The following is a 22,074-nucleotide window of genomic DNA, read 5'->3' on the forward strand; positions in this document are numbered from 1 at the left end:
GTTGCGCCCGTGTCCCCCCCCGTGTTTGCACTTTCCACACCCGGGCCCCCCCCCCGCGGGGCCGGGGGGGGGGCCCCCCGGGGGGGGGGCCCCCCCCCCCCCCGCGAGTGCGGGCGGATCAGACCTGGCCGGCCTTCTCCAGCGCGGAGCAGCACGTGTCGACGATCAGGCGGGTGACGACGTACGGGTCGACGTTGGCGTTCGGGCGGCGGTCCTCGATGTAGCCCTTGCCGTCCTTCTCGACCTGCCACGGGATACGGACCGAGGCACCGCGGTTGGAGACGCCGTAGGAGTACTCGTTCCACGGGGCGGTCTCGTGCAGGCCCGTCAGGCGGTCGTCGATGCCGGCGCCGTAGTTCTTGACGTGGTCGAGGGGCTTGGAGCCCTCACCGAGGGACTCGCACGCGGTGATGATCGCGTCGTAGCCCTCGCGCATGGCCTTGGTGGAGAAGTTGGTGTGCGCGCCGGCACCGTTCCAGTCGCCCTTGACCGGCTTGGGGTCGAGGGTCGCGGAGACGCCGAAGTCCTCGGCGGTGCGGTAGAGCAGCCAGCGGGCGATCCACAGGTGGTCGGAGACCTCCAGCGGGGAGACCGGGCCGACCTGGAACTCCCACTGGCCGGGCATGACCTCGGCGTTGATGCCGGAGATCGCGAGGCCGGCCTTGAGGCAGTTCTCCAGGTGGGCCTCGACGATCTCGCGGCCGAAGATCTCGTCGGCGCCGACACCGCAGTAGTAGCCGCCCTGGGGGGCCGGGAAGCCGCCCTCGGGGAAGCCCAGCGGGCGGGAGCCGTCGAAGAAGGTGTACTCCTGCTCGATGCCGAAGATGGGCTCCTGCGAACCGAACTTCGCGACGACCTCGGCGAGCGCGGCACGGGTGTTGGACTCGTGCGGCGTGAAGTCGATGTCGAGGACCTCGCACATCACGAGGATGTCGTCGCCGCCGCGGATCGGGTCCGGGAAGCTGGCGACCGGCTTGAGCACGCGGTCCGAGGAGTGCCCCTCGGCCTGGTTCGTGGATGACCCGTCGAAGCCCCAGATCGGGAGCTCGGCACCCTTGGCGTCGTCGGCCAGAATCTTCGTCTTGGAACGGAGCTTGGCCGTCGGCTGGGTGCCGTCGATCCAGATGTACTCAGCCTTGAAGGTCACGGGCCACATCCTTCGGGGTGGGTCATTCTTCGCACTTGCGGGTGCTGCGGCGCAGCGGCACTGGAGCGCCGCGATTCATGCCGCGCAGCCTGTCAACATGCGATTTCCCGATCATTGCTCAAGCGTGAACCCCGTGTTACCTGGCCATGCTGTGGCGCGATTCACCCCACCCGCGCCCGACGCACTGTTCGCAGTCGCAGACGGGGGTGGCCCGACGGCTCGTATGCGATGGGGTTGGCCCTCGGAGGCGGCCTCGCGGACCCCTGCCAAGAAGTCCCGCGCGGGTCCCCGCCGGGTTGAGCCCGAGCCCGGTGCCGTTCTGGTTCGCGAACCGGGCGCTGTGCGGGCCCGCCGACGGGCGGCCGCTCGTGCTGCTGCCGGGCGGCGGCGGAGCGACCTCGGCGTCCTGGTACGCCCGGGCCGCCGACCTCGCCCGGGCCGGCCACCGCGTCCACGCCGTCGACCTGATCGGCTTTCCCGGCCCGGGCATCCCGGCGCCCGGCCGCCGCCCGCGCACGCCGGCCGACCTGATGACCTGGCTGGACGCGGTGTTCGACGGGCTGGGAGTGACCTCGGCCGCCGACCTCAGCGGTCATTCCTGCGGCGGCTGGATCGCCCTGCACCACGCCCTGCACGCGCCCGACCGGATACGCCGTCTGTTCCTCCTCGACCCGACCCAGTGCTTCGCCGGGTTCGAGACGGCGTATCTGCTGCACGCGCTGCCGATGCTGCTGCGGCCCACCCCGCGCCGGGTCCCCGCGTTCCTGGAGTGGGAGACCGGGGGAGCGGCGCTGGACCCCGACTGGCGGCGCCGGACGCGCTGCGCGGGCTCAACGCGTCGGTCCTGCTGCTTCTGGCCGGAAGCAGCAGGACCTGTGACACGCACCTGGTGGCGACCCGGGCGGCGAGTCTGCTGCCGCACGTGGAGACCGACATCCTGGCGGACGTCTCCCTCTCCCACTCTCGGCTTCGTTCGAGCGGGAGGACCCCATCGTGCTGCCGCACGCCGCGCCTGAGCGACCGGGCCGTCACCTCACCGGTTTTCTCGGACCCTGAGCGTCACCCCACCTTCTGGATCAGAGCACGGCGGATGAGGAACTTGCCGGGCTCACGGACCTGTTCGAATGCGGCGTTGTTCAGCAGGACACAGCTGCCGGAGACCGAAGTCACCTTCACCGTCGTGGACTTGTTGTTGTCCAGGTTGGTGACCTTCAGCGTCGTCCCCGCCGGGAACTGGTTGCTGGAGGCGGCGGGCGCACCGGCCTCGCCGGAGAGCGTGACGGTCGAGCCGTTGCACACCTGACTGCCCGCGGCGGCACCGGTGCCGGTGTTGCCCGCCGGAGGGGTCGCCTTGGAGGTGGCCGTGGCCGTTGCCGCGGGTGCGGACTGCGCGGGCTGTGCGGCCTGGGAGCCCTGAGCCGACTCCCCAACCGTGCAACCCGACGCCTTCTGCTGCACCTTGATCTGCGCGATGACCGCCTCGCGGTTGGCGATCCGCGCCGCCGACTGCGCGTCGGGACTGGCCTTCTGGCCGGCGATGAAGCTCTGGTTGTTGCCGAGGGCGGTGGCCAGCCCCTGGCAGACCGTCGAGTTCGTCGCGGACAGCGTCTTGGCGTTCTGCGTGTTCGTCTGCGAAGCGTTGGACGTGGTGGCCAGGGCGAAGGCCCCGCCTCCGGCGACCGCCGCTGCGGTGACCAGCAGCGCCAGCTTCTTTTTCGTACTGGCAGTTCTCCTGCGCGACATGCGCGTCTCCTGTGGGGTAGGGGACCGTACGCCGCTATGTACGGGATACCGAACGATGTAACTCAGCCGACACAGGAGTCACTGAAGTGACGTACGCCACAAGGGAGTTGTGGATCATTCGCCGAACCCCCTACCGGGACAGGGCCTCCCGTACGGCCTCGTCACTGCGCGCGACCACCGCCGTGCCGTCGTCCGCCGTGATGATCGGCCGCTGGATCAGCTTCGGATGCTGGGCGAGCGCCGTCACCCAGCGCGCCCGCGAACTCCCGTCCCGCGCCCACTCCTTGAGCCCCAGCTCCTTCGCCGCGGCTTCCTGGGTGCGGGTGATGTCCCACGGTTCGAGCCCGAGCCGCTCCAGTACGTCCCTGATCTCGGCCTCGCTCGGCACGTCCTCCAGATAGCGGCGGACGGTGTACTCGGCGCCCTCCGCGTCGAGCAGACTCAGGGCGCTGCGGCACTTGGAACAGGCCGGGTTGATCCAGATCTCCATGGGGCTCACGGTACGCGAAAACCCGTCTTCCACCTGCGTCACAGCGCCCTCAACAGCCCTTGTGGCCAGGGCGTTTGTCAGTGGCGGGCAGTAGAATAGAAGCAGTGTTCGAGGGTGTCGCCGGGGGGTCCGGACGGCGCCCTGACCGCGACAGGAGGATGTCCGTGCCCGCTGCCGCACTGAAGCCGAAGCCGCTGCCGACCCAGTCCACCGCGAAGCGCTCCGTCCAACTCGACCTGCCCTACGTCCCCGTGGCGAAGCGCCCGCTGCCGCCCGGCCGCCCGCGCGAGTGGTACGTCACGCACAACCGCCGCCTCAAGGCGATGCGACTGGCCATCGCCCTGCTCGACTCGGGCGTCTACGTCCCGAACCAGGCCCGCAACGAGACGATCCGCACCACCGCCGAACTGATCGGCGTCCACGCACCGTCGGACACGACGTGCCATATGGTGCGGGCACTGATGCGGTACTCGCGCTGAGCCGGGGCGCCGGGTGCCCTGTGGTCTCGGGGCGCCCGGCGCAGGCACCCCAATCGACAAGGGCGTGGCCCTACGCCGACAACTCCTTCTCCACCGGCGTCCGGAACCGCGGTGTCACCCGGGTCGCCCCCACCCACCCCCGCAACCGCTCCGCCGCCTCCCCGATCGCGGCCTCCGCCTCCCGGCCGACATCCGTCCGGTCGAGCACGCGCCAGACGATCTCCCCGTCCGGCCGCTGGGCCCAACTGCCCACCACCCGGCCGTTCCACCACACCGTGGGCCCCACGTTGCCGCTGTAGTCGAACAGCGCGGGGCGCAACTCCGGTGCCAGGTACCAGTCGCGGTACTGCCAGCCCATCGCCGTCGGGTCGAGAGCGGGCAGCAGGGCCGCCCACGGTTCGGCGGGGTCGGCCGGCGGTTCGAGGTGCCCGGCGGCGACGTATCCCGTGCCCTCGTCCAGGGACACCGGCTCGGCGCCGATCGCCGTCAGCGCCCGGCGGACCTCCGTCACCCGCCATCCCGTCCACCACTTCAGGTCGGCCTCGGTGGCCGGGCCGCAGGCCGTGAGCCAGCGTCGCAGCAGGGCCGACTGGGCCTCGGCGGCGTCCAGTTCGGGATGTTCCGGCGCCACCGCCCAGCGCAGTTGGCTCGACGTCCAGCCGCCGAGCGGACGGCCCCGGACGACCTTCCCCTCGACCCCCAGCACCCTCAGCAGCCGGGTCGACAAGGTGTGGACGCCCTCGTAGCTCTTCCCGGGCGCGTACACCCACTGTTCCCTCAACCTCGGTTCGTCCTCGGCGAGTTCGGCCGCCGTCGCCTGCCCGCGCCGGGCCAGTGCGGCGAGCGTCGCGTCCTCGACCTCCTTCAGCCAGACCGCGTCCGGCGCCCCCGCCTTCGCCATGTCCTTGACCAGGGAGGCCCGTTCACGGGCGGCGACGGCGAGGCCGGTCGACGCGTGCACGACGGCGGTCAGATCGGTCGGGAACACGAACACCGTGTGCCGCATGCCGTGCATACGGACGAGAGTGCGGTCCTCGTAGAGGGCGCGGGCGGTCTCCGACACGGTGACTGCGGGGTCGGTGAGGCGTGCGCCGACGGCGAGGAACACCGTCGCAGGGTCCGAGCCGTGGAGGGCTACGAGGGAGTCGGCGACGTCCTCGGGGGTCGCGGCGAGAGTGCTCGGGGCCAGGCGGTGACGGAGAGCGAGCCGGACCCGCCGTTCGGCCACACCGACGTACCGTTCCTTGCCGCTCATCCTGGCCTCCAGCGCGAGGGGTCCGTTTCCCGACCGACGGTAGACGGGAGGTGATCGAACAGTCTGTCCGTTCACTCAATCGCCGTGCCCGAAATGCGCCCCCCGCACCCACCCGGTTTCACTTCGTACATGACCTCACCGGCGGACCGAGCGGAGCGGGGCCGCGCCGCGCGCAAACGCGTCGCCCGTTCCGCGCACGCCGGCTGGATCCCCTCCGTGGACCGCCCCGACCCCGTCGCCGTACTGGAGCGCCAGGGCCGCGACCGGCTCCCGGAACTCCTCCCGATCCGCTACGGCCGTATGGTCGCCTCCCCCTTCGCCTTCCTGCGCGGCTCGGCCGCCGTGATGGCCGCCGACCTGGCCTCCCAGCCGCACACCGGTCTCACCGTGCAGCTGTGCGGCGACGCGCACCTCCTGAACTTCGGCCTGTACGCGTCCCCGGAACGTGCCCTCCTCTTCGACCTCAACGACTTCGACGAGACGTTCCCGGGCCCCTTCGAGTGGGACGTCAAACGCCTCGCCGCCAGCATCGCCGTCGCCGCCCGCGAGAACGGCCACGGCGACACGAAGGCCCACCGCGCCGCACTGGAGGCGACCGCCACGTACCGTACGACCCTCCGTTCCCTGGCCCGCAAGGGCGAACTCGCCGTCTGGTACGACCGGATCGACGCCGACAGCCTGCTGCCCCTGGTCCGCTCCGCCCGCAACCGCCGCCGGGTCGAGTCCAGCCTCACCCGCGCCCGCCGCCGCACCAGCCTGCACGCCGTCGGCAAGCTCACCGAGACCGTCGACGGCCGCCGCCGTATCGTCCAGGACCCGCCCCTCCTGGAACCGGCCGGCGCCTCGGACATGGCCGCCGTACGCAAGATCTTCAGCGACTACCGCTCCACCCTCTCCGAGGAGCGCCGCCTGCTGCTCGACCGCTACCGCTTCGTCGACGCCGCCCGCAAGGTCGTCGGCGTCGGCAGCGTCGGCACCCGCTGCTTCATCGTGCTGCTCGCCGGCCGAGACCAGGACGACCCGCTGTTCCTGCAGATCAAGGAGGCGCGGAGGTCCGTACTTGAGGAGCATCTGCCGAGCGGACCGTACGTCCACCCCGGCCACCGCGTCGTAGCGGGCCAGCGCCTGCTGCAGGCCGCGAGCGACATCTTCCTCGGCTGGATGAGCGGTCCGCAGGGCCGCGCCTTCTACTGGCGCCAGCTCCGCGACATGAAGGGCTCCGCGGACGTCGCCGGCATGAGCCCGGCCGAACTCCTCGCCTACGGCCGCCTGTGCGGCACCGCCCTGGCCCGCGCCCACGCCCGCTCCGGCGACCGCGTCGCCATCGCCGCCTACCTGGGCGGCACCGACACCTTCGAACACGCCGTGGCCGACTTCGCCTCGGCCTACGCCGGCCAGACCACCGCCGACCACGCGACGCTGGACGCGGCCGTGGCGGCGGGCGTGGTGAGGGCGGCACCGGGGATCTGACGCCACGTCCGACACCCCCAACTCCGGGCCGGCGAAAAGAAGATGCACACCGAGTGACCGACTCCCTACGCTGGAGACGCATTGCGGAGCAGGTCACCACCGTTTCACGCAGGGGAGGCGTCACCCTGCGGAGTCGGCGCTACTCTCGTTCGCACCCAACCCACCGACGGTCGGCCGCCCACCCCAGCGCCCTGTCGGGACACAGTTCACACCGCTCGGACACCACACCCACGCCCACGGAGGCCCGTTATGGGCACCATCGTCATATCCGGAACCGCCGTCCTGGTCCTCTTCGGCTTCGGCAACCACGTCTGGTGGCTGGCCGCGGTCGCCGTCCTCTTCCTGTACGTCCAGTACGGGCGGGACTCCTCCTCGAAGACCTCGTCCTCGTCCTCGTCGACGGGAGGGTCCTCGTCAGGAGCCACACCGTCGAGCTACCGCGCGTACCGCGACCGCCGCGACAAGCAGGCCAAGTGGGAGCGCCGCTACCAGCGCGAACGCCCCCTGGAGTCGCGTCGGCAGGCACGGGAGAAGAGCAAGTGAGAGCAAGGGGAGATCAAGTAGGACAAGGGAGCGCCTCCTACAACCCGGGGGCGCCCCACACCGGGAACCACCGGCTCAGATCCTGCTCGATCCGCAGGTCGTTGCCGAGCATCGACCTGACTTGCAGTTCCAGCGAGCTGTCGCGCCGCTGCCCGTCACCGGCCAGCGGCGCGAACGGGAAGAACGTCCCGCGCTTGTAGAGATAGACGAGCGCGAGCCGCCGTCCCCCGTCGTCCTCGAACCCGGCGAGCGAGCACAGCAGTTGGGGCCCGAAGCCGTTGACCTCCATCGCGCTGTTGACCGCGTGCAGATCGTTGACCAGCGCGGAGAGCTGGTCGGGGGCCCGGTGCGAGACCAGCCAGGAGTAGCCGTAGGCATCCTGGGTCAACTCCACCGGCGGACCGGTGCGTTCGGCGTCCGCGTCCAGCAGGGCCTGGACCTCCCGGTGCGTCTGCTCGAACGCCCCGCCCTCCACCGTGGCGAAGCACACCGCACCGCGCCCGGTCGCCCGGAAGCCGGCCGCCGCCTCCAGCGTCACCGCCGCCGAGGGCAGCGCGAACAGCTGGTCGAGATCGGGGGCGACCGGTTTCGTACGGCCGAGCAGGATGTCCAGCAACCCCATCCTCAGCCCGCCTTGTCGATGCCGGGTACCGCCGCCTCACCCAACTCGGCGGAGATCCGCCCCAGTTGGTCGAGCCGCTGCTCAAGGCTCGGGTGCGTCGAGAAGTACTTGGAGATGCCGGGCTCGCTGCCGGTAGCCGGCGTGAAGTAGAAGGCGTTGAAGGCCTGCGCGGTCCGCAGGTCCTTGGTCGGGATCCGGGCGATGTCGCCGTCGACCTTGGTGAGCGCGGAGGCCAGCGCCGAGGGCCGCCCGGTGAGCAGGGCCGCAGCCCGGTCCGCCGCCAGCTCCCGGTACCGGGACAGCGCCCGGATCAGCAGGAAGCTGATCGCGTACACGGCCGCCGAGATCCCCATGATCCCGGCGAAGACGGCCAGCGTGTTCTGGTCCTTCCGCCCCCGGAAGATCTGCGAGTAGAACGCGAACCGGACCATGAGCCCGGCGAGCACCCCGAGGAACGAAGCGATGGTGATCACCGCCACGTCCTTGTGCGCCACGTGCGACAGCTCGTGCGCGAGCACACCCTCCAGCTCGGCCGGCTCCAGCCGCCGCAGCAGCCCGGTGGTCACACAGATGACGGCGTTGTCGGCATTGCGCCCGGTGGCGAAGGCGTTGGGCATATCGATGTCCGACACGGCGACGACGGGCTTGGGCATGTCGGCCACGGCACACAGCCGGTCGATCACGCCGTGGAGATCGGGATACTCCTCCCGCTCCACGATCCGCCCCTTCATCGCGTACAGCGCGATCCGGTCGGAGAACCAGTACTGCGCGACGAGCAGCCCGCCGGCCAGCACCACGACCAGCACCCAGGACTTCAGCAACACGATCAGCGCGGCCACGAACGCCACGTACAACAGTCCGAGCAGGAACAGCGTCAGACCCATACGCACGGTCAGCCGCCGGTCGCTCCGGAAGCGGCTCTGCATCTGCCATCACCCCGCAGTCAGGCACTCGTCCCACCGCCCAGTGTGCACCCGCGCCTTCCCATGAAGTGGTCCCGATCGGCCCTAGGCGGAGCAAAAGGTGCCTGTGAATCCGGGTCCGGTCCTCACCGCCGCTTTACGGCGTGCTCGGCCCACCCGCGCAGCTTCGCGTCCGGATCGTCCAACAACGCCTCGGCCGCCTCTCGCCGTACGCCCCCGCCCCGCGCGTCGAGCAGCCGGAACGCGCCGACCCGCACCGCCCGGGGCCACTGTGCCCCCAACCTTTCCGTCAGCCACTCCTCAGGCACCAGCTCCGCGGACGGCAGCAGCGCGGCCGTCACCTCGCGCACGACCCCGGCCGCCGGATCGTCCAGCAACGGCCGCAACCGTCGTACGTCCGCCACGTCCAGCACCCGCAGTCCGGCCACGGCCCGTGCCCGCACCGCCCCCGACGGATGGCCGACCAGCGTCCACAGCAGCTCGGCATCCGCCCGCCCACCGCACTCCGCCAGCCCGATCACGGCCCCGGGCACCGGCTCCGGCGCCGCGCACCACGCCCGGTACAACGGCAGCGGATCGACCCCGTCCTGACGTACGACATACCGCGCACAGGCCCTTACGACCGGGGCCCGGTCGGCCAGGAACCCCACCGCGAGGTCGGCCCGCCCGGCCGGCCGCAGCACGGTGACCCCGGCGGAACGGACACGCGGACCGCGCGCCCCGAGCAGCGGCCCGAAAACCTCGTCGTACGCTCCACCCTTGGCGACGCCGGCCAGCACGGCGTCCGCGCACAGCGTCTGGACGACCGCGTCGGTGTCCCGGGCGGCGGCGCGGGCGAGTTCGCCGGGGGAGAGGAGACCGTCCTCGACGGCGAGACGGTAGGCGTACCGGCGCACGGCGCGGTCGGCGCTGGAGCAGAGCGCGACGATCCGGTCGCGGGGTGCCCGGCGCAGCGTCTCGTCGAGCAGGCCCACGGCGAAATCGGCCCGGTCGCGACGGCCGACGAGCAGGATCATCGGCGCGAGCGAGGCGGCCGTCCGGATGTCGAGCCCCTCGGCCAGCCGCTGCCGGGCCCGGTCACGCACCGGCGGAGCCCACTCGGCGCAGCGCAGCACGACGAGAGGCAGCAGCACGGGGTGCCCGCCGACCCGGTCCAGCGCCGCCTGCCGGATCCGGCCGTCCCGGTGGCACAGGGCCAGGGCCAGCTGCGACTCGGTCAGCGGGCCGGGGCCGCGCAGAACGTCGGTTAGTTCGCGGGCACCGGCCATCCGGTCCCACGGCACGACGGCCGGCGGGCAGAAGAACTCGTCCACGCGCGCCCCCGCGTCCAGCCCGAGCCACGCGCGCGGATCGCGGACGTCGAGCACGTCCCGTACCGGTTCCCCCTGCGCGAGCCGCACCGCGGCGGCCACTCCACGCCTGATGTCCTCACGCATCTCTAGTACGGCGCCCGGAAGTTGGCCCACCCCAGCAGCACGATGACCGCCACCACACTCCCCAGCACGACCACCGTCGATATCCACGACGACCGCCGCGGCCCCACCCCCTCGGGCTCACCTCGGAACGGCACCGGCCCCGGAGGGTTCTCCTTCCAGCGCGCCGCGAGCATCCGTGCCCGCGCGGAGGGCTCCTTGTGCTCGGCCCCGTCGGCCCACTTGAGGTCGAACTCGCGCTCCTCGTCGTCCTGTTGCTGTCCCATCCCCGTTGCCCCTCCCGGAAAACACAGTGTGTGTACGACGGTGCCCCCGCCTCTCCGAAGAGAGACGGGGGCACCCGGCGATCGGTTCGATCGGTTGGATCACACGTCGAAGTACAGCTCGAACTCGTGCGGGTGCGGACGCAGCTGCAGCGGCGCGATCTCGTTCGTGCGCTTGTAGTCGATCCACGTCTCGATCAGGTCGGACGTGAAGACGTCGCCGGCGAGGAGGAACTCGTGGTCGGCCTCGAGGCGGTCGAGGACGGCCGGGAGGGAGGTCGGGACCTGGGCGACACCCGCGTGCTCCTCGGGGGCCAGCTCGTAGAGGTCCTTGTCGATCGGCTCGGCCGGCTCGATCTTGTTCTTGATGCCGTCCAGGCCCGCCAGGAGCAGGGCGGAGAAGGCGAGGTACGGGTTGCCGGAGGAGTCGGGCGCGCGGAACTCGACGCGCTTGGCCTTCGGGTTGGAGCCCGTGATCGGGATGCGCATCGCGGCGGAGCGGTTGCGCTGCGAGTAGACCAGGTTGACCGGGGCCTCGAAGCCGGGGACCAGGCGGTGGTACGAGTTCACCGTCGGGTTGGTGAAGGCGAGGAGGGACGGGGCGTGCTTGAGGATGCCGCCGATGTAGTAGCGGGCGGTGTCCGACAGACCCGCGTAGCCGGCCTCGTCGTAGAAGAGGGGCTGGCCGCCGGTCCACAGGGACTGGTGGACGTGCATGCCCGAGCCGTTGTCGCCGAAGATCGGCTTCGGCATGAAGGTCGCGGTCTTGCCGTTGCGCCAGGCCACGTTCTTCACGATGTACTTGAAGAGCTGGAGGTCGTCGGCCGCGGCGAGCAGCGTGTTGAACTTGTAGTTGATCTCGGCCTGGCCGGCGGTGCCCACCTCGTGGTGCTGGCGCTCGACCTGGAGGCCGGACGCGGCCAGCTCCAGGGAGATCTCCGCACGCAGGTCGGCGAAGTGGTCGACCGGCGGGGTCGGGAAGTAGCCGCCCTTGTAGCGGACCTTGTAACCGCGGTTGTCCTCGACCGCACCGGTGTTCCAGGCGCCCGCCTCGGAGTCGATGTGGTAGAAGGCCTCGTTCGACTTGGTCTCGAAGCGCACGCTGTCGAAGACGTAGAACTCGGCCTCGGGACCGAAGTACGCGGTGTCGGCGATGCCGGTGGAGGCGAGGTACGCCTCGGCCTTCTTCGCCACGTTGCGCGGGTCACGGGAGTACTGCTCGCCCGTGATCGGGTCGTGGATGAAGAAGTTGATGTTGACCGTCTTGTCGCGGCGGAAGGGGTCCACGCGCGCGGTCGACAGGTCGGCGCGGAGCGCCATGTCGGACTCGTGGATGGCCTGGAAGCCGCGGATCGAGGAGCCGTCGAAGGCGAGTTCCTCATCCGGGTCGAAGGCCGTCGCCGGCAGCGTGAAGTGCTGCATCACACCCGGCAGATCGCAGAATCGGACGTCGACGAACTTGACGTCCTCGTCCGCGATGAACTTCTTGGCCTCGTCGGCGTTCTGGAACATCCAGCTCCTCCTACTCCCGACCGTCCGTGCCGGGGTGGTAGTTCGTTCGTGCGGCCAGTGCGGTGGCACACGCTGGACCCGACCTTAGGGACGGGGGATTTCTCAGGCGTGACCCATTTGTTTCGCCCAAGTTAACCGGTCTTGAGCCGCCTGGCCCCTCCTGTCCGCATGGCAGAACGCGGGCAGTACCGTGGACACGTGGACAACAGGGATGCAATCGGCTCATGGCTCTCCGGGCCCCGGGAAGCCGCCGAGCGGGCAGGTGTCGACTTCGGCTACCGCGGCGAGCAGCTCGGCCTGCCCGAGCACGGCCCCGGCTCGATCGCCCGCCCGGGCCGCCGCCTCGGCGCCCTCGCCGTCGACTGGGCCCTGTGCCTGTTGATCGCATACGGCCTGCTCACCCACGGCTACAACCAGGCGACCGGCAACTGGGCCCTGCTCATCCTCTTCGTCCTGAGCACCCTCACCGTCGGCACCATCGGCTTCACCCCGGGCAAGCGCCTCTTCGGCCTCCGCGTCTACGCCCTCGACACCGGCCGCCCCAGCCCCCTGCGCGCCCTGCTCCGCTCCGCCCTCCTCTGCGTCGCGATCCCGGCCCTGATCTGGGACCGCGACGGCCGCGGCCTCCACGACCGGCTGGCGCGCACGGTGGAAGTACGGATCTAGCGGCGGCCGTACGACCGAGGGGGTGTCCCGGAAGGACCCGGGACGCCCCCTTTGGCGTGCCGGGCGGGTGACCGTCGGCCGGTCTCGGCCCGGGGTGCGCTCCGTGACCGGCTGTGACCGGGACACTGTCGCCGTTCCCGACGGAAGTGGTGGGCAGGATGGCAGCAGGCGACAAGTCGACGGTGGTGGCCGGGGCGCCGATGGTCGCGGAGATCGCGGCGCGGCACGCGGACGAGGCGGAGAGTGCCCGGCGGCTCTCGCCGCAGGTGGTCGAGGCGGTGCGGGAGGCGGGGTTCGCGCGGCACTTCGTACCGCGGGCCCACGGCGGCGAAGCCGGTGGTTTCGCCGAGGTGACCTCCGCGGTCGGGCTGGTGGGCAAGGGGTGCACGTCGGCCGCCTGGGCGGCCTCGCTGGCCGCCTACGGCGGCCGGAACGCGGCGTTCCTGCCCGGGGAGGCACAGGCGGAGATCTGGGCGGACGGACCGGACGTACTGCTGGCCAGCGCCCTCGTGCCGTCCGGCAAGGCGGAGCCCGTGGCCGGCGGCTGGCGGCTGAGCGGTGAGTGGAAGTACATCAGCGGGGTGCACTTCGCCGACTGGGCGCTCGCCTGCGCGCCCGTCCCCGCCGAGCATCCCGAGGCCCCCGTGAACCCCGACGGGCGGCCCGAAGTGCGCTTCTTCGCCGTGCCGAAGGCCGACTTCGCCATCGTGGACAGCTGGTTCACCGTGGGGATGCGCGGAACCGGCAGCGACACCCTGCTCCTCTCGGACGTCTTCGTGCCGGAGCACCGGACCCTGAGGCGGTCGGCGGTCCATGCCGGCTGGGCGCCCGCTTCGGGCACGGACTGCCACATCGTCCCGATGCACGCCGTGAACGCCCTGCCGTTCGCCGCCCCGCTGGTCGGCGCGGCCCGGGGCGCGCTGCGGGCCTGGATCGCGCGGACCGGTTCGCGTGTCGACCGCCGGGGACAGGCCGTGGGCGAGAAGCCCTCGACGCAGATCGCGCTGGCCCGCTCGGCCGCCGAGGTGGACGCCGCCGAACTCCTGATCCTGCGTACGGCGGCGGTCGCCGACGGCACCGAGTGCCCTCCGGAGGGCGAGGCGGCGGTCAGGGGCGCCCGGGACCTGTCACTGGCGGTGGAACTGCTGGTCTCGGCCGTCGACCGGGTCTTCCGCGCCGGCGGCACCTCCGGGCAGTCCTCGTCCGACCCCGTGCAGCGCTTCTGGCGGGACGTGAACAGCGCCGCCTCCCATGTCGCGCTCTCCTTCGAGACGACCGGCGCGGCCTACGGCGCCTGGGCACTGGGCGGCGGGGAAGGGGCGGGGACCGTGCGCTGAGGCGGTCCCGGTTGCCGGTCGGGAGTGGTGACCGCATAGTCGATCTGGAGCCGGGTGACGATCTCGATCACCGTCGGTGAGCCGTGTCCGAGGCCGTCCCGAGGCCACTGATCTCGCGGCGGCCTCCACGAAGGCCCGCAGGGGCCAACAGGTGGTGCACCGCCATGACGGAGCGTCAGGAAGTACTGGAAGCCGAGGCCGCGGTGGCCCCCGAGGACTTCCGGGCCGCGATGGCCCGCTTCCCCTCGGGGGTGGTGGTCGTCACCACCCGCTGCGGCGACGGCACACCCCGCGGATTCACCGCCAGCTCCTTCTGTTCGGTCTCGCTGGAGCCGCCGATGGTGCTGGTGTGCCTGGCGAACTCGGCGGACTCGGCGCCGTCGTTCGAGAGCTGCGACCGCTTCGCCGTGAGCGTGCTGGCCCCGGCCCACCGCCCGCTCGCGGTGCGCTTCGCCACGAAGGGCACCGACAAGTTCGCCTCCGAGGGCCTCGGCCTCAGCCCGGAGGGACTGCCGACGGTCGAACGCGCCCTGTCCGAACTGGACTGCGCCGCACACGCACGACACCCGGCCGGGGACCATACGGTCCTGATCGGCCGGGTGACGGGTGTGCGACTGGGGGAGGGTTCCCCGATGGTGTACTACGACCGCGCGTTCAGGACGCTGGCCTGACGCCCCGGCCCGAGGGCTCCGGGGCTCAGCGGGCCTTGCCGCCGCCCTTGGGGAGCTTCATGCCCTTGGGCATCGGGCCCTTCGGCAGCGGCATGTTGCTCATCAGGTCGCCCATCGCGCGCAGCCGGTCGTTCGTGGCCGTGACCTGCGGGCCGGTCAGGACGCGCGGGAACTTCAGCATCGTCGTACGGACCTTCTTCAGCGGGATCTGGCCCTCGCCGGTGCCCACCAGCACATCGTGCACCGGGACGTCCGCGACGATGCGGTTCATCTTCTTCTTCTCGGCGGCCAGCAGGGACTTCACCCGGTTCGGGTTGCCCTCGGCCACCAGCACGATGCCGGCCTTGCCGACCGCGCGGTGCACCACGTCCTGGCTGCGGTTCATCGCCACCGCCGGAGTGGTCGTCCAGCCCCGGCCGATGTTGTCCAGTACCGCGGCGGCGGCGCCCGGCTGACCCTCCATCTGCCCGAAGGCGGCCCGCTCGGCACGTCGTCCGAAGACGATCGCCGTCGCGAGGAAGGCGAGCAGCAGGCCGAGAATGCCCAGATAGATGGGGTGACCGAGCAAGAAGCCGATCGCGAGGAAGACACCGAAGGTGACAATTCCGACAGCCGCGAGTACAAGACCGATCGTCTTGTCGGCCTTGCGCGTCATCTTGTACGTCAGGACGATCTGCTTGAGTCGCCCGGGGTTCGCAGCGTTGTCCGCTGTCGTGTCCTTCCTCGCCATGCCACGAGTCTACGTGGCTCCCGGAGCGCCGACGACGGCGGTGCCCGGACGAGGGGGAGTCAGGAGTGCGAGGTGAGGGACTGCTCCAGGACGAGCTGGGCCTCGACGCGGTCCTTGGCGCGGCGGCGGTCCTCCAGCACGGAGGTCCAGGCGTTGCGGCGGGCGGTGCGCTGGCCGCCGCTCATCAGCAGCGACTCGACGGCGCGCAGGGCGTCGGTGACGGACGGGATGGCGGTGGCGCGGACGGGTGCGGCCTGCATCGTGGAGGTCCCCCCTGGGAACGGCTCTGGGTACGGGGCTACATGCTGTAAGTCGAGTGTCACTGTTTGGTGTTACCAGGGCGTGACCGACCGGTCAAACGCCAATGAAGCCTTGATGCGGAGGGCCGAAACGCTGACGCGGCCCTGATGAACGCCCTCAACTGCGAGGACGGTCAGGACCGCGTCGACCATCGGTGTTACTGGCTGGTAGCCACTTGTGCGCGAATTCACACGGCCTTGCTTCAGACCGCCTGGGACGCCACGTACGCGCCCCGCTTCTCGATCGCCATCTGGTACAGGCGCCCGGCACGGTACGAAGAACGCACCAGCGGGCCGGACATGACACCGGAGAAGCCGATCTGCTCGGCCTCCTCCTTGAGTTCGACGAACTCGTGCGGCTTCACCCAGCGCTCCACGGGGTGGTGACGCACCGAAGGCCGCAGATACTGCGTGATCGTGACCAACTCGCAGCCCGCCTCGTGCAGTTGGCGCAGCGCCTCGCTGACCTCCTCGCGGGTCTCGCCCATGCCGAGGATCAGGTTCGACTTGGTGACCAGGCCGTAGTCGCGGGCCTCGGTGATGACCTTGAGGGAGCGGTCGTAGCGGAAGCCGGGGCGGATGCGCTTGAAGATGCGCGGGACCGTCTCGACGTTGTGCGCGAAGACCTCGGGGCGGGACGAGAAGACCTCGGCGAGCTGCTCGGGAACCGCGTTGAAGTCGGGGGCGAGCAGTTCGACCTTCGTACGGCCGCCCTCGCGGGACTCCGTCTGCTGGTGGATCTGACGGACCGTCTCGGCGTACAGCCAGGCGCCGCCGTCCTCCAGGTCGTCGCGGGCGACGCCGGTGATCGTGGCGTAGTTCAGGTCCATGGTGACCACGGACTCGCCCACGCGGCGCGGCTCGTCGCGGTCCAGGGCCTCGGGCTTGCCGGTGTCGATCTGGCAGAAGTCGCAGCGCCGGGTGCACTGGTCGCCGCCGATGAGGAAGGTCGCCTCGCGGTCCTCCCAGCACTCGTAGATGTTCGGGCAGCCGGCTTCCTGGCAGACCGTGTGGAGACCTTCGCTCTTCACGAGGGCCTGCATCTTCGTGTACTCGGGACCCATTTTCGCCCGGGTCTTGATCCACTCGGGCTTGCGCTCGATGGGGGTCTGGGCGTTCCGGACCTCCAGGCGCAGCATCTTGCGTCCGTCGGGTGCGACTGCGGACACATCGGCTCCCTGTAGCTTCGATTCTTCGGCGTACACCAGGGTACGCCCGTGATTCCAGCCCCCCGCCCTGAGGCCAACCTCAGGGCGGAAAGTCACATTCCCGGTTCAGGCGGTCGCCTTCTCCACGATCCGCGGCTTGAGATCCGCGTGCTCCAGTACGTCCTTCAGGTGACGCTCGACCACCGGCAGGACCTCGTCGATCGTGACGTCCAGGCCCAGCTCGGCCGCGAGCGAGGCGACGCCGGCGTCGCGGATGCCGCACGGGATGATGCGGTCGAACCAGCGGTTGTCCGGGTTCACGTTCAGCGCGAAGCCGTGCATCGTGACGCCCTTGGCCACGCGGATGCCGATCGCGGCGATCTTGCGGTCCTCGCGGCGCTGGCCGGCGTTCGACGGCGCGTACTCCGGGCCGTTCATCCGCGGGTCGAACTCCTCGTCATGGAGTCGCGGATCGAAATCGAGGGACAGCCCGCCGATCGACGGCCGCTGCTCCACGGGATCGCCGAGCACCCACACCCCGCTGCGGCCCTCGACCCGGCTGGTCTCCACGCCGAACTCCGCGCACACGCGGATCAACGCCTCCTCCAGGCGCCGTACGTGTGCGACGACGTCCACCGGGCGGGGCAGCTTCTGGATCGGGTAGCCGACGAGCTGGCCCGGGCCGTGCCAGGTGATCTTGCCGCCGCGGTCGACGTCGATGACCGGGGTGCCGTCGAGCGGGCGCTCGTCGTCCTGCGTGCGCCGGCCCGCCGTGTACACGGGCGGGTGCTCCAGGAGCAGCACGGTGTCGGGGACCGCGTCCTCGAAGCGGGCCGCGTGCACCCGGCGCTGCTCGTCCCACGCCTCCTGGTACTCCACGGCGTCCGCGCCGAACCCCATCCGGACGAACCGCAACTCACCCACGGCAAGCGCCTCCCTCACAGCACCCACGAGTCGTAAGGCACGAAACATGCCTACGCCACTGTACGACCGACCGCTGACACCCCACCGGGCGGCCGGGACCGTCAGCCCTACGACCAATCCTCACACGATCGGATGAATGCACGTCGGAATGTGCGACGAGCCGCTTACGCTCCGCTACATTCGCGCCGTTCACGAGGCCAAAAGGGCTGCTCACAGGCAATCCGGGCAGCAGGGGTCGCATCGGCCTCTGTGAGGCCCGAAAGGCAGGAGACCGCACCGCAGATGACGGAACGACCCGCGCAGCGCACTCCCAACCGTCAGCTCGCCGCGCTCATCGCAGAAGCGGGGTTCTCCAACGCAGGTCTCGCCCGTCGCGTGGACCAGCTCGGTCTTGAGCACGGACTCGACCTGAGATACGACAAGACGTCCGTCACCCGATGGCTGCGCGGCCAGCAGCCCAGAGGCACCACCCCCGCCCTCATCGCCGAGGTCTTCACCCGCCGGCTCGGGCGCCGGCTCACCGCGCAGGACCTCGGCCTCGACGCCTGCGCGCCGGTGTACGCCGGGCTCGAATTCGCCGCTACCCCCGAGGAGGCCGTCGACATCGTCAGCGGGCTGTGGCGCAAGGACTCCGGCAGCCACGCCGAGCTGCGCAAGATCGCCTTCACCCCGGCCGGTCTCGTCGTGCCCAGCCGGGACTGGCTGATCGGCCGCGCCGACGACCGGGTCGGCCGCGCCGAACCCGCCAACCGGGTACCCCCGCAGGGCCGCCCCGCCGTACCCCGGCAGCGCGGGGCGGCCGAGCGCGGCCCCGGCCAGAAGGTCACCGGCGGCGACATCTCCGCGCTCCGCTCGGTCGGCGAACTCTTCCGCACCCTCGACAACGCCTACGGCGGCGGCCACGCCCGGCAGGCCCTCGTGCGCTACCTGGAGCACGAGACCGAGCCGATGCTGCGCGGCACCTACGGCGAACAGACCGGCCGGCGCCTCTTCGCGGCGGCGGCCGACCTCACCCGGCTCGCGGGCTGGACGTCCTACGACATCGCCGCGCACGGGCTCGCGCAGCGGTACTTCGTGCAGGCGCTGCGGCTCTCGCAGGCGGCCGGGGACCGGGCCTACGGCTCGTACGTCCTCATGACCATGAGCAGGCAGGCCGTCTATCTCGGGCACGGGCGCGAGGCCGTGCAGCTCGCGCGGGTGGCGCAGCAGGGGGTCGGGACCAGTGCGCCCCCTGTCGTGCAGGCGCTCCTGCACTCCGTGGAGGCGCGGGCGCACGGGGTGCTCGGGGAGGTGCGGGCGTGCACCTCCGCGCTCGTGCGGGCCGAGCGCGCCCTCGAAACGGCGCGGGCCGGGGACGAAGTGCCGTACTGGGCGCGGTTCTTCGACGAGGCGCAGCTCGCCGACGAGTTCGGGCACGCGCACCGGGACCTTCAGCAGTTCCGGGCCGCGGCTCAACACGCGGAGCGCTCGCTGCAGTTGCGGGCGCCCGCGTTCGCCCGCAGCCGGCTGTTCTGCCGGGTCGTGCTCGCCTCCGCACGGCTCGGGCTCGGGGAGCTCGACCAGGCCTGTGCGCTGGGGGCCGAGGCGGCCGGGCAGGCGGCGGAGATGCGGTCGGTGCGGGCGCTCGAGTACGTGCGGGACTTCGAGCGACGGCTTGAGCCGTACAAGGATGCCGCGCCGGTGCGGGGGTATCGCGACAAGGTCGCGGCGTTCGGGTGAGGCAGGCGGCGGGTGGGCGGGACTGTGCGGCTCCGTCGTGGCTGGTCGCGCCCACGCGGCGGAGCCGCGTATCGATACAGTCCCGCGCCCCTAAAAGCCTTTCAGGCGGCCTGTGTTGTCTGGATCGGGTCCGCCCTGTGCATTGAGCCCGCCGCTCCCAGGTCCGCCAGGATTGCGGACGACGCCCGGTGGCCCGAGTGCAACGCCCCCTGCACCGTGCTCGTGTCCCGGTGGTCGCCGCACACGTACAGGCCGGCCAGCAGCCGTACGGGACGGCGTAGATCGTGCGGTGGGCGCATCGCCGGGACGGCCTCGGCGGTGTGGTGGACGGCGAGGGTCTCCCAGCGGGCGGTCGAGGTGCCGTAGAGGCGTGACAGATGCGTGCGTACGGCGGTCTCGGCGTCCGGCGGGGGAGGGCCGAGGACCGTCGAGGAGACGAGGGCGCGGCCGGCGGGTGCGCGGCTCGGGTCCACCTCGCTGACGATCGCGGTGTGCGCGACCGGGCCGCCGCGGTCGGAGTCCACGAGCAGGGCGGGGCCGGTGGTGGGCGGGTCGTCGGTCGTGTGGTGTACGACGGTCACCTGGTGGAAGTCCGGTACGCGCAGGCCGGGCAGGAGTTCGGCCGCCGCGCGCGCGTCCGTCGCGACGAGGACGGCCCGGCAGTGGATCTCGCCGTGTTCGGCGGTGGTCACCGAGGTCGTCGATACGGCGGTCACACGCACGCCGGTGTGGACGGTCCCCGGCGGCAGCGCCCCGGCCAGCACCTCGGGGAGCATCTCCGCGCCGCCCTCCGGCAGGCACAGCCGCCCGCCCGCGAAGGCCCGCAGTGCGAGGTCGGCGCACCGGCTGGAGGTGGTCAGCTCCGGGTCGCAGAGAAGCGCGGCGAGCAGGGGGCGCAGGAAACCGTCGATGGTCCGCGCGGGCACCCCACGCGCCGCGAGCGCCTGCCCGGCGGGCAACTCGGGCCGGGACAGCAGCCGTTCGACCGGCGTCGCCGCGAGGCGCGTCAGCGCGGCCCCGAGCCGGGCCTGGTCGACGGGGCCGCCGAGCGGGGCGCCGGTGCGCGGCCTGGGTACGGTGGCGGCCCTCCGTGTGTCCACGGGGCGCTCCTTGAGCGCGGGGCCGCCCCAGGAGCAGTCCGTACGGTCCCTGAGCGGCGTCCCGCGTCCGGAAGAGCCTGCCCCGCCCCACGCGGACCCCGTCCGCATCCTCGGTAGCGCCCCGGCCCGAGGGGCGCTCGCCAGGGCGCGTACCGCGTGGAGTGCGCCCCATGCGCTCCCTCCGGGCGCCGGGGTGCCCGCGCGGTGGTGGCGGCCGTCGCTGTGGAGGAGGACGCCCGGGGCGAAGGGGCGCAGCACCAGGGCGTCGAGGCCCGGGGTGAGGCGTAGTTCGGGGTATGAGGTGGACAGGAGCTGTCCGATCCGGTCGAGCCGGAAACCGTCGATCTTCTCGGTCGACATCCGGCCGCCCACGTAAGGGGCGGCCTCCAGGACCGCGGTCGTTACTCCTGCGCTGATCAGCCGATGCGCCGCGGCGAGTCCGGCGACCCCGGCTCCCACGACGACGACGTCCGCCTGGTACGCGTGCTCAAGCACGTGCCCCTCCTCAGGGTTGCGCGGCCGGTGGAAGCGTCATGCCCCCAACAGCCTCCAGGGATACCCGAGTTCGCGTCGAGGTTAGGGCCGTGATCGGCGAAGGGAAGTCGCGCATACGCAGGGCACGGTCGCACGGCGGTCGCATACGGTCGCCGTGCGTCATCATCGGGCATACGCCCTTTACAGGGCCGCCCGGATCGCCCCCTCGATCTCCGGGAACGCGAAGGTGAACCCCGACTCCAACAGCCGCTTCGGCAGCACCCGTTGACTCCCCAGCACATCCCCCGACATCTCGCCGAGCACCAGCTTCAGCGCGGGCGCCGGCACCGTGAAGAGGGACGGGCGGCGCATGACGCGGCCCATCGCCGCCGTGATCTCACGGTTCGTCAGCGGGTTCGGGGCGGTGAGGTTGAACGGTCCCGACAGGCCCTCGGTGTCGATGAGATGCCGGATCGCCGCGACCTCGTCGTGCAGCGCGATGAACGACCAGTACTGCCGCCCGTCGCCGAACCGCCCGCCGACACCCGCCTTGAACAGGGGGAACAGCTTGGCCCACGCCCCGCCGCCCTTCGCCACGACCAGACCGGTCCGCGCGAACACCGTCCGCACGCCCGCCTCCTGCACGGGCGCCGTCGCCTCCTCCCACTCCACGCACAGCGAGGGCAGGAAACCGTCACCCGGAGGCGCGTCCTCGTCCACGGCACGGTCGCCGGTCTCGCCGTAGAAGCCGATCGCGCTGCCGTTCACCCACACCCGCGGCGGCCGGTCCAGCGAGGCCACCGCCTCCGCGAGCGCCGCCGTGCCGAGCACGCGGCTGTCGCGGACCGTCTTCTTGTAGGCGTCCGTCCACCGGTGGTCGCCGACGCCGGCGCCGGCCAGGTTGACCACGGCGTCGCAGCCGTCGAGGGCCGCCGCGTCGACGTACTCACCCTCGGGGTCCCAGCACACCTCGTCGGCGGCCCGGGCGGCCCGCCGCACCAGGCGCACCACCTCGTGACCGTCCGCGGTCAGGGACCGCACCAGTGCGCTGCCGATCAGACCGGAGGCGCCGGTCACCGCGATTCGCGAGCGTTCCATGGCGTCCATCCTGCCTCGTTGATCCATA

Annotated in this window: 23 protein-coding genes; 8 read left to right on the forward strand and 15 right to left on the reverse strand. The window is 71.4% G+C overall.

Annotated features, from left to right (window positions below; all coding sequences use genetic code 11):
• Positions 1-118: 118 nt before the first annotated feature.
• Positions 119-1,147: a glutamine synthetase gene (gene glnII / locus ACFXC1_RS35990; RefSeq protein ID WP_019075256.1), complete on the reverse strand. Its 1,029-nt coding sequence runs from the start codon at positions 1,145-1,147 to the stop codon at positions 119-121.
• 311 nt (positions 1,148-1,458) lie between these two features.
• On the opposite strand from glnII, the gene ACFXC1_RS35995 reads away from it, so the two are divergent.
• On the forward strand, positions 1,459-2,163 hold the full coding sequence (locus ACFXC1_RS35995; RefSeq protein WP_381250965.1) for an alpha/beta fold hydrolase: 705 nt from the start codon (positions 1,459-1,461) through the stop codon (positions 2,161-2,163).
• Between the two features lie 43 nt (positions 2,164-2,206).
• On the opposite strand, the gene ACFXC1_RS36000 is transcribed toward ACFXC1_RS35995, so the two are convergent.
• Both ACFXC1_RS36000 and ACFXC1_RS36005 read right to left on the reverse strand, forming a co-directional pair.
• Positions 2,207-2,890 carry a hypothetical protein gene (locus ACFXC1_RS36000; RefSeq protein ID WP_381250967.1) on the reverse strand — a complete coding sequence of 228 codons (684 nt, stop codon included), beginning with the start codon at positions 2,888-2,890 and terminating at the stop codon, positions 2,207-2,209.
• Positions 2,891-3,020: 130 nt separating this feature from the next.
• Positions 3,021-3,380 carry an arsenate reductase family protein gene (locus tag ACFXC1_RS36005; protein ID WP_381250969.1) on the reverse strand — a complete coding sequence of 120 codons (360 nt, stop codon included), beginning with the start codon at positions 3,378-3,380 and terminating at the stop codon, positions 3,021-3,023.
• A gap of 164 nt (positions 3,381-3,544) precedes the next feature.
• On the opposite strand from ACFXC1_RS36005, the gene ACFXC1_RS36010 reads away from it, so the two are divergent.
• Positions 3,545-3,859, forward strand: a complete 315-nt coding sequence (locus ACFXC1_RS36010; RefSeq protein WP_026179521.1) for a hypothetical protein — start codon at positions 3,545-3,547, stop codon at positions 3,857-3,859.
• Positions 3,860-3,929: 70 nt separating this feature from the next.
• Here ACFXC1_RS36010 and ACFXC1_RS36015 read toward each other — a convergent pair whose 3' ends face one another.
• A complete protein-coding gene (locus ACFXC1_RS36015) occupies positions 3,930-5,114 on the reverse strand; it encodes a winged helix DNA-binding domain-containing protein (protein WP_381250971.1) in 1,185 nt (394 codons plus the stop codon).
• A gap of 129 nt (positions 5,115-5,243) precedes the next feature.
• Between ACFXC1_RS36015 and ACFXC1_RS36020 the strand changes: the two genes are divergently transcribed.
• Both ACFXC1_RS36020 and ACFXC1_RS36025 read left to right on the forward strand, forming a co-directional pair.
• Positions 5,244-6,584 carry a DUF2252 domain-containing protein gene (locus ACFXC1_RS36020; protein WP_381250973.1) on the forward strand — a complete coding sequence of 447 codons (1,341 nt, stop codon included), beginning with the start codon at positions 5,244-5,246 and terminating at the stop codon, positions 6,582-6,584.
• Between the two features lie 249 nt (positions 6,585-6,833).
• A complete protein-coding gene (locus ACFXC1_RS36025; RefSeq protein ID WP_381250975.1) occupies positions 6,834-7,127 on the forward strand; it encodes a hypothetical protein in 294 nt (97 codons plus the stop codon).
• 37 nt (positions 7,128-7,164) lie between these two features.
• Here the strand turns inward: ACFXC1_RS36025 and pspAB are convergent, their stop codons facing one another.
• The 5 genes from pspAB to glnA all read right to left on the reverse strand — a co-directional run bounded on the left by pspAB (position 7,165) and on the right by glnA (position 11,880).
• Positions 7,165-7,749 (reverse strand): PspA-associated protein PspAB, encoded by a 585-nt coding sequence (pspAB, locus tag ACFXC1_RS36030; protein ID WP_381250977.1) that lies wholly within the window; start codon positions 7,747-7,749, stop codon positions 7,165-7,167.
• A gap of 2 nt (positions 7,750-7,751) precedes the next feature.
• Entirely contained in the window at positions 7,752-8,675 is a 924-nt protein-coding gene (gene htpX / locus ACFXC1_RS36035) for a zinc metalloprotease HtpX (RefSeq protein WP_381250979.1), read from the reverse strand.
• 122 nt (positions 8,676-8,797) lie between these two features.
• Positions 8,798-10,108, reverse strand: a complete 1,311-nt coding sequence (locus ACFXC1_RS36040; RefSeq protein ID WP_381250981.1) for a hypothetical protein — start codon at positions 10,106-10,108, stop codon at positions 8,798-8,800.
• A 2-nt stretch (positions 10,109-10,110) separates the two neighbouring features.
• The gene (locus ACFXC1_RS36045; protein ID WP_381250983.1) at positions 10,111-10,371 is read right to left on the reverse strand and encodes an SCO2583/SCO2584 N-terminal domain-containing protein; all 261 of its coding nucleotides are present in this window, start codon (positions 10,369-10,371) and stop codon (positions 10,111-10,113) included.
• 99 nt (positions 10,372-10,470) lie between these two features.
• On the reverse strand, positions 10,471-11,880 hold the full coding sequence (gene glnA / locus ACFXC1_RS36050) for a type I glutamate--ammonia ligase (protein WP_093625882.1): 1,410 nt from the start codon (positions 11,878-11,880) through the stop codon (positions 10,471-10,473).
• 198 nt (positions 11,881-12,078) lie between these two features.
• Here glnA and ACFXC1_RS36055 point away from each other — a divergent pair, with 198 nt between their 5' ends.
• From ACFXC1_RS36055 to ACFXC1_RS36065, 3 genes are all read left to right on the forward strand, one after another.
• Positions 12,079-12,546, forward strand: a complete 468-nt coding sequence (locus ACFXC1_RS36055) for an RDD family protein (RefSeq protein ID WP_381250985.1) — start codon at positions 12,079-12,081, stop codon at positions 12,544-12,546.
• 158 nt (positions 12,547-12,704) lie between these two features.
• A complete protein-coding gene (locus ACFXC1_RS36060) occupies positions 12,705-13,883 on the forward strand; it encodes an acyl-CoA dehydrogenase family protein (RefSeq protein WP_381250987.1) in 1,179 nt (392 codons plus the stop codon).
• Positions 13,884-14,047: 164 nt separating this feature from the next.
• Positions 14,048-14,554 (forward strand): flavin reductase family protein, encoded by a 507-nt coding sequence (locus ACFXC1_RS36065; RefSeq protein ID WP_381250989.1) that lies wholly within the window; start codon positions 14,048-14,050, stop codon positions 14,552-14,554.
• Between the two features lie 25 nt (positions 14,555-14,579).
• On the opposite strand, the gene ACFXC1_RS36070 is transcribed toward ACFXC1_RS36065, so the two are convergent.
• From ACFXC1_RS36070 to lipB, 4 genes are all read right to left on the reverse strand, one after another.
• Positions 14,580-15,284, reverse strand: coding sequence for a DUF4191 domain-containing protein (locus ACFXC1_RS36070; protein WP_381250991.1), 705 nt, complete (start codon positions 15,282-15,284; stop codon positions 14,580-14,582).
• A gap of 59 nt (positions 15,285-15,343) precedes the next feature.
• A complete protein-coding gene (locus tag ACFXC1_RS36075; RefSeq protein WP_019075886.1) occupies positions 15,344-15,544 on the reverse strand; it encodes an SCO2195 family GlnR-regulated protein in 201 nt (66 codons plus the stop codon).
• Positions 15,545-15,786: 242 nt separating this feature from the next.
• The gene (gene lipA / locus ACFXC1_RS36080) at positions 15,787-16,752 is read right to left on the reverse strand and encodes a lipoyl synthase (RefSeq protein WP_019075885.1); all 966 of its coding nucleotides are present in this window, start codon (positions 16,750-16,752) and stop codon (positions 15,787-15,789) included.
• A 105-nt stretch (positions 16,753-16,857) separates the two neighbouring features.
• Entirely contained in the window at positions 16,858-17,655 is a 798-nt protein-coding gene (gene lipB, locus ACFXC1_RS36085) for a lipoyl(octanoyl) transferase LipB (RefSeq protein ID WP_381250993.1), read from the reverse strand.
• A gap of 282 nt (positions 17,656-17,937) precedes the next feature.
• Between lipB and ACFXC1_RS36090 the strand changes: the two genes are divergently transcribed.
• On the forward strand, positions 17,938-19,374 hold the full coding sequence (locus ACFXC1_RS36090) for a regulator (protein WP_381250995.1): 1,437 nt from the start codon (positions 17,938-17,940) through the stop codon (positions 19,372-19,374).
• A 101-nt stretch (positions 19,375-19,475) separates the two neighbouring features.
• Here ACFXC1_RS36090 and ACFXC1_RS36095 read toward each other — a convergent pair whose 3' ends face one another.
• Together ACFXC1_RS36095 and ACFXC1_RS36100 are read right to left on the reverse strand one after the other, a co-directional pair.
• On the reverse strand, positions 19,476-20,969 hold the full coding sequence (locus ACFXC1_RS36095; protein WP_381250997.1) for an NAD(P)/FAD-dependent oxidoreductase: 1,494 nt from the start codon (positions 20,967-20,969) through the stop codon (positions 19,476-19,478).
• A gap of 180 nt (positions 20,970-21,149) precedes the next feature.
• Entirely contained in the window at positions 21,150-22,046 is an 897-nt protein-coding gene (locus ACFXC1_RS36100; protein ID WP_381250999.1) for a TIGR01777 family oxidoreductase, read from the reverse strand.
• Between the last annotated feature and the right edge of the window lie 28 nt (positions 22,047-22,074).

Origin of the sequence: Streptomyces hokutonensis, from assembly GCF_042751305.1 — a bacterium.
GTDB lineage: Bacteria > Actinomycetota > Actinomycetes > Streptomycetales > Streptomycetaceae > Streptomyces > Streptomyces hokutonensis_A.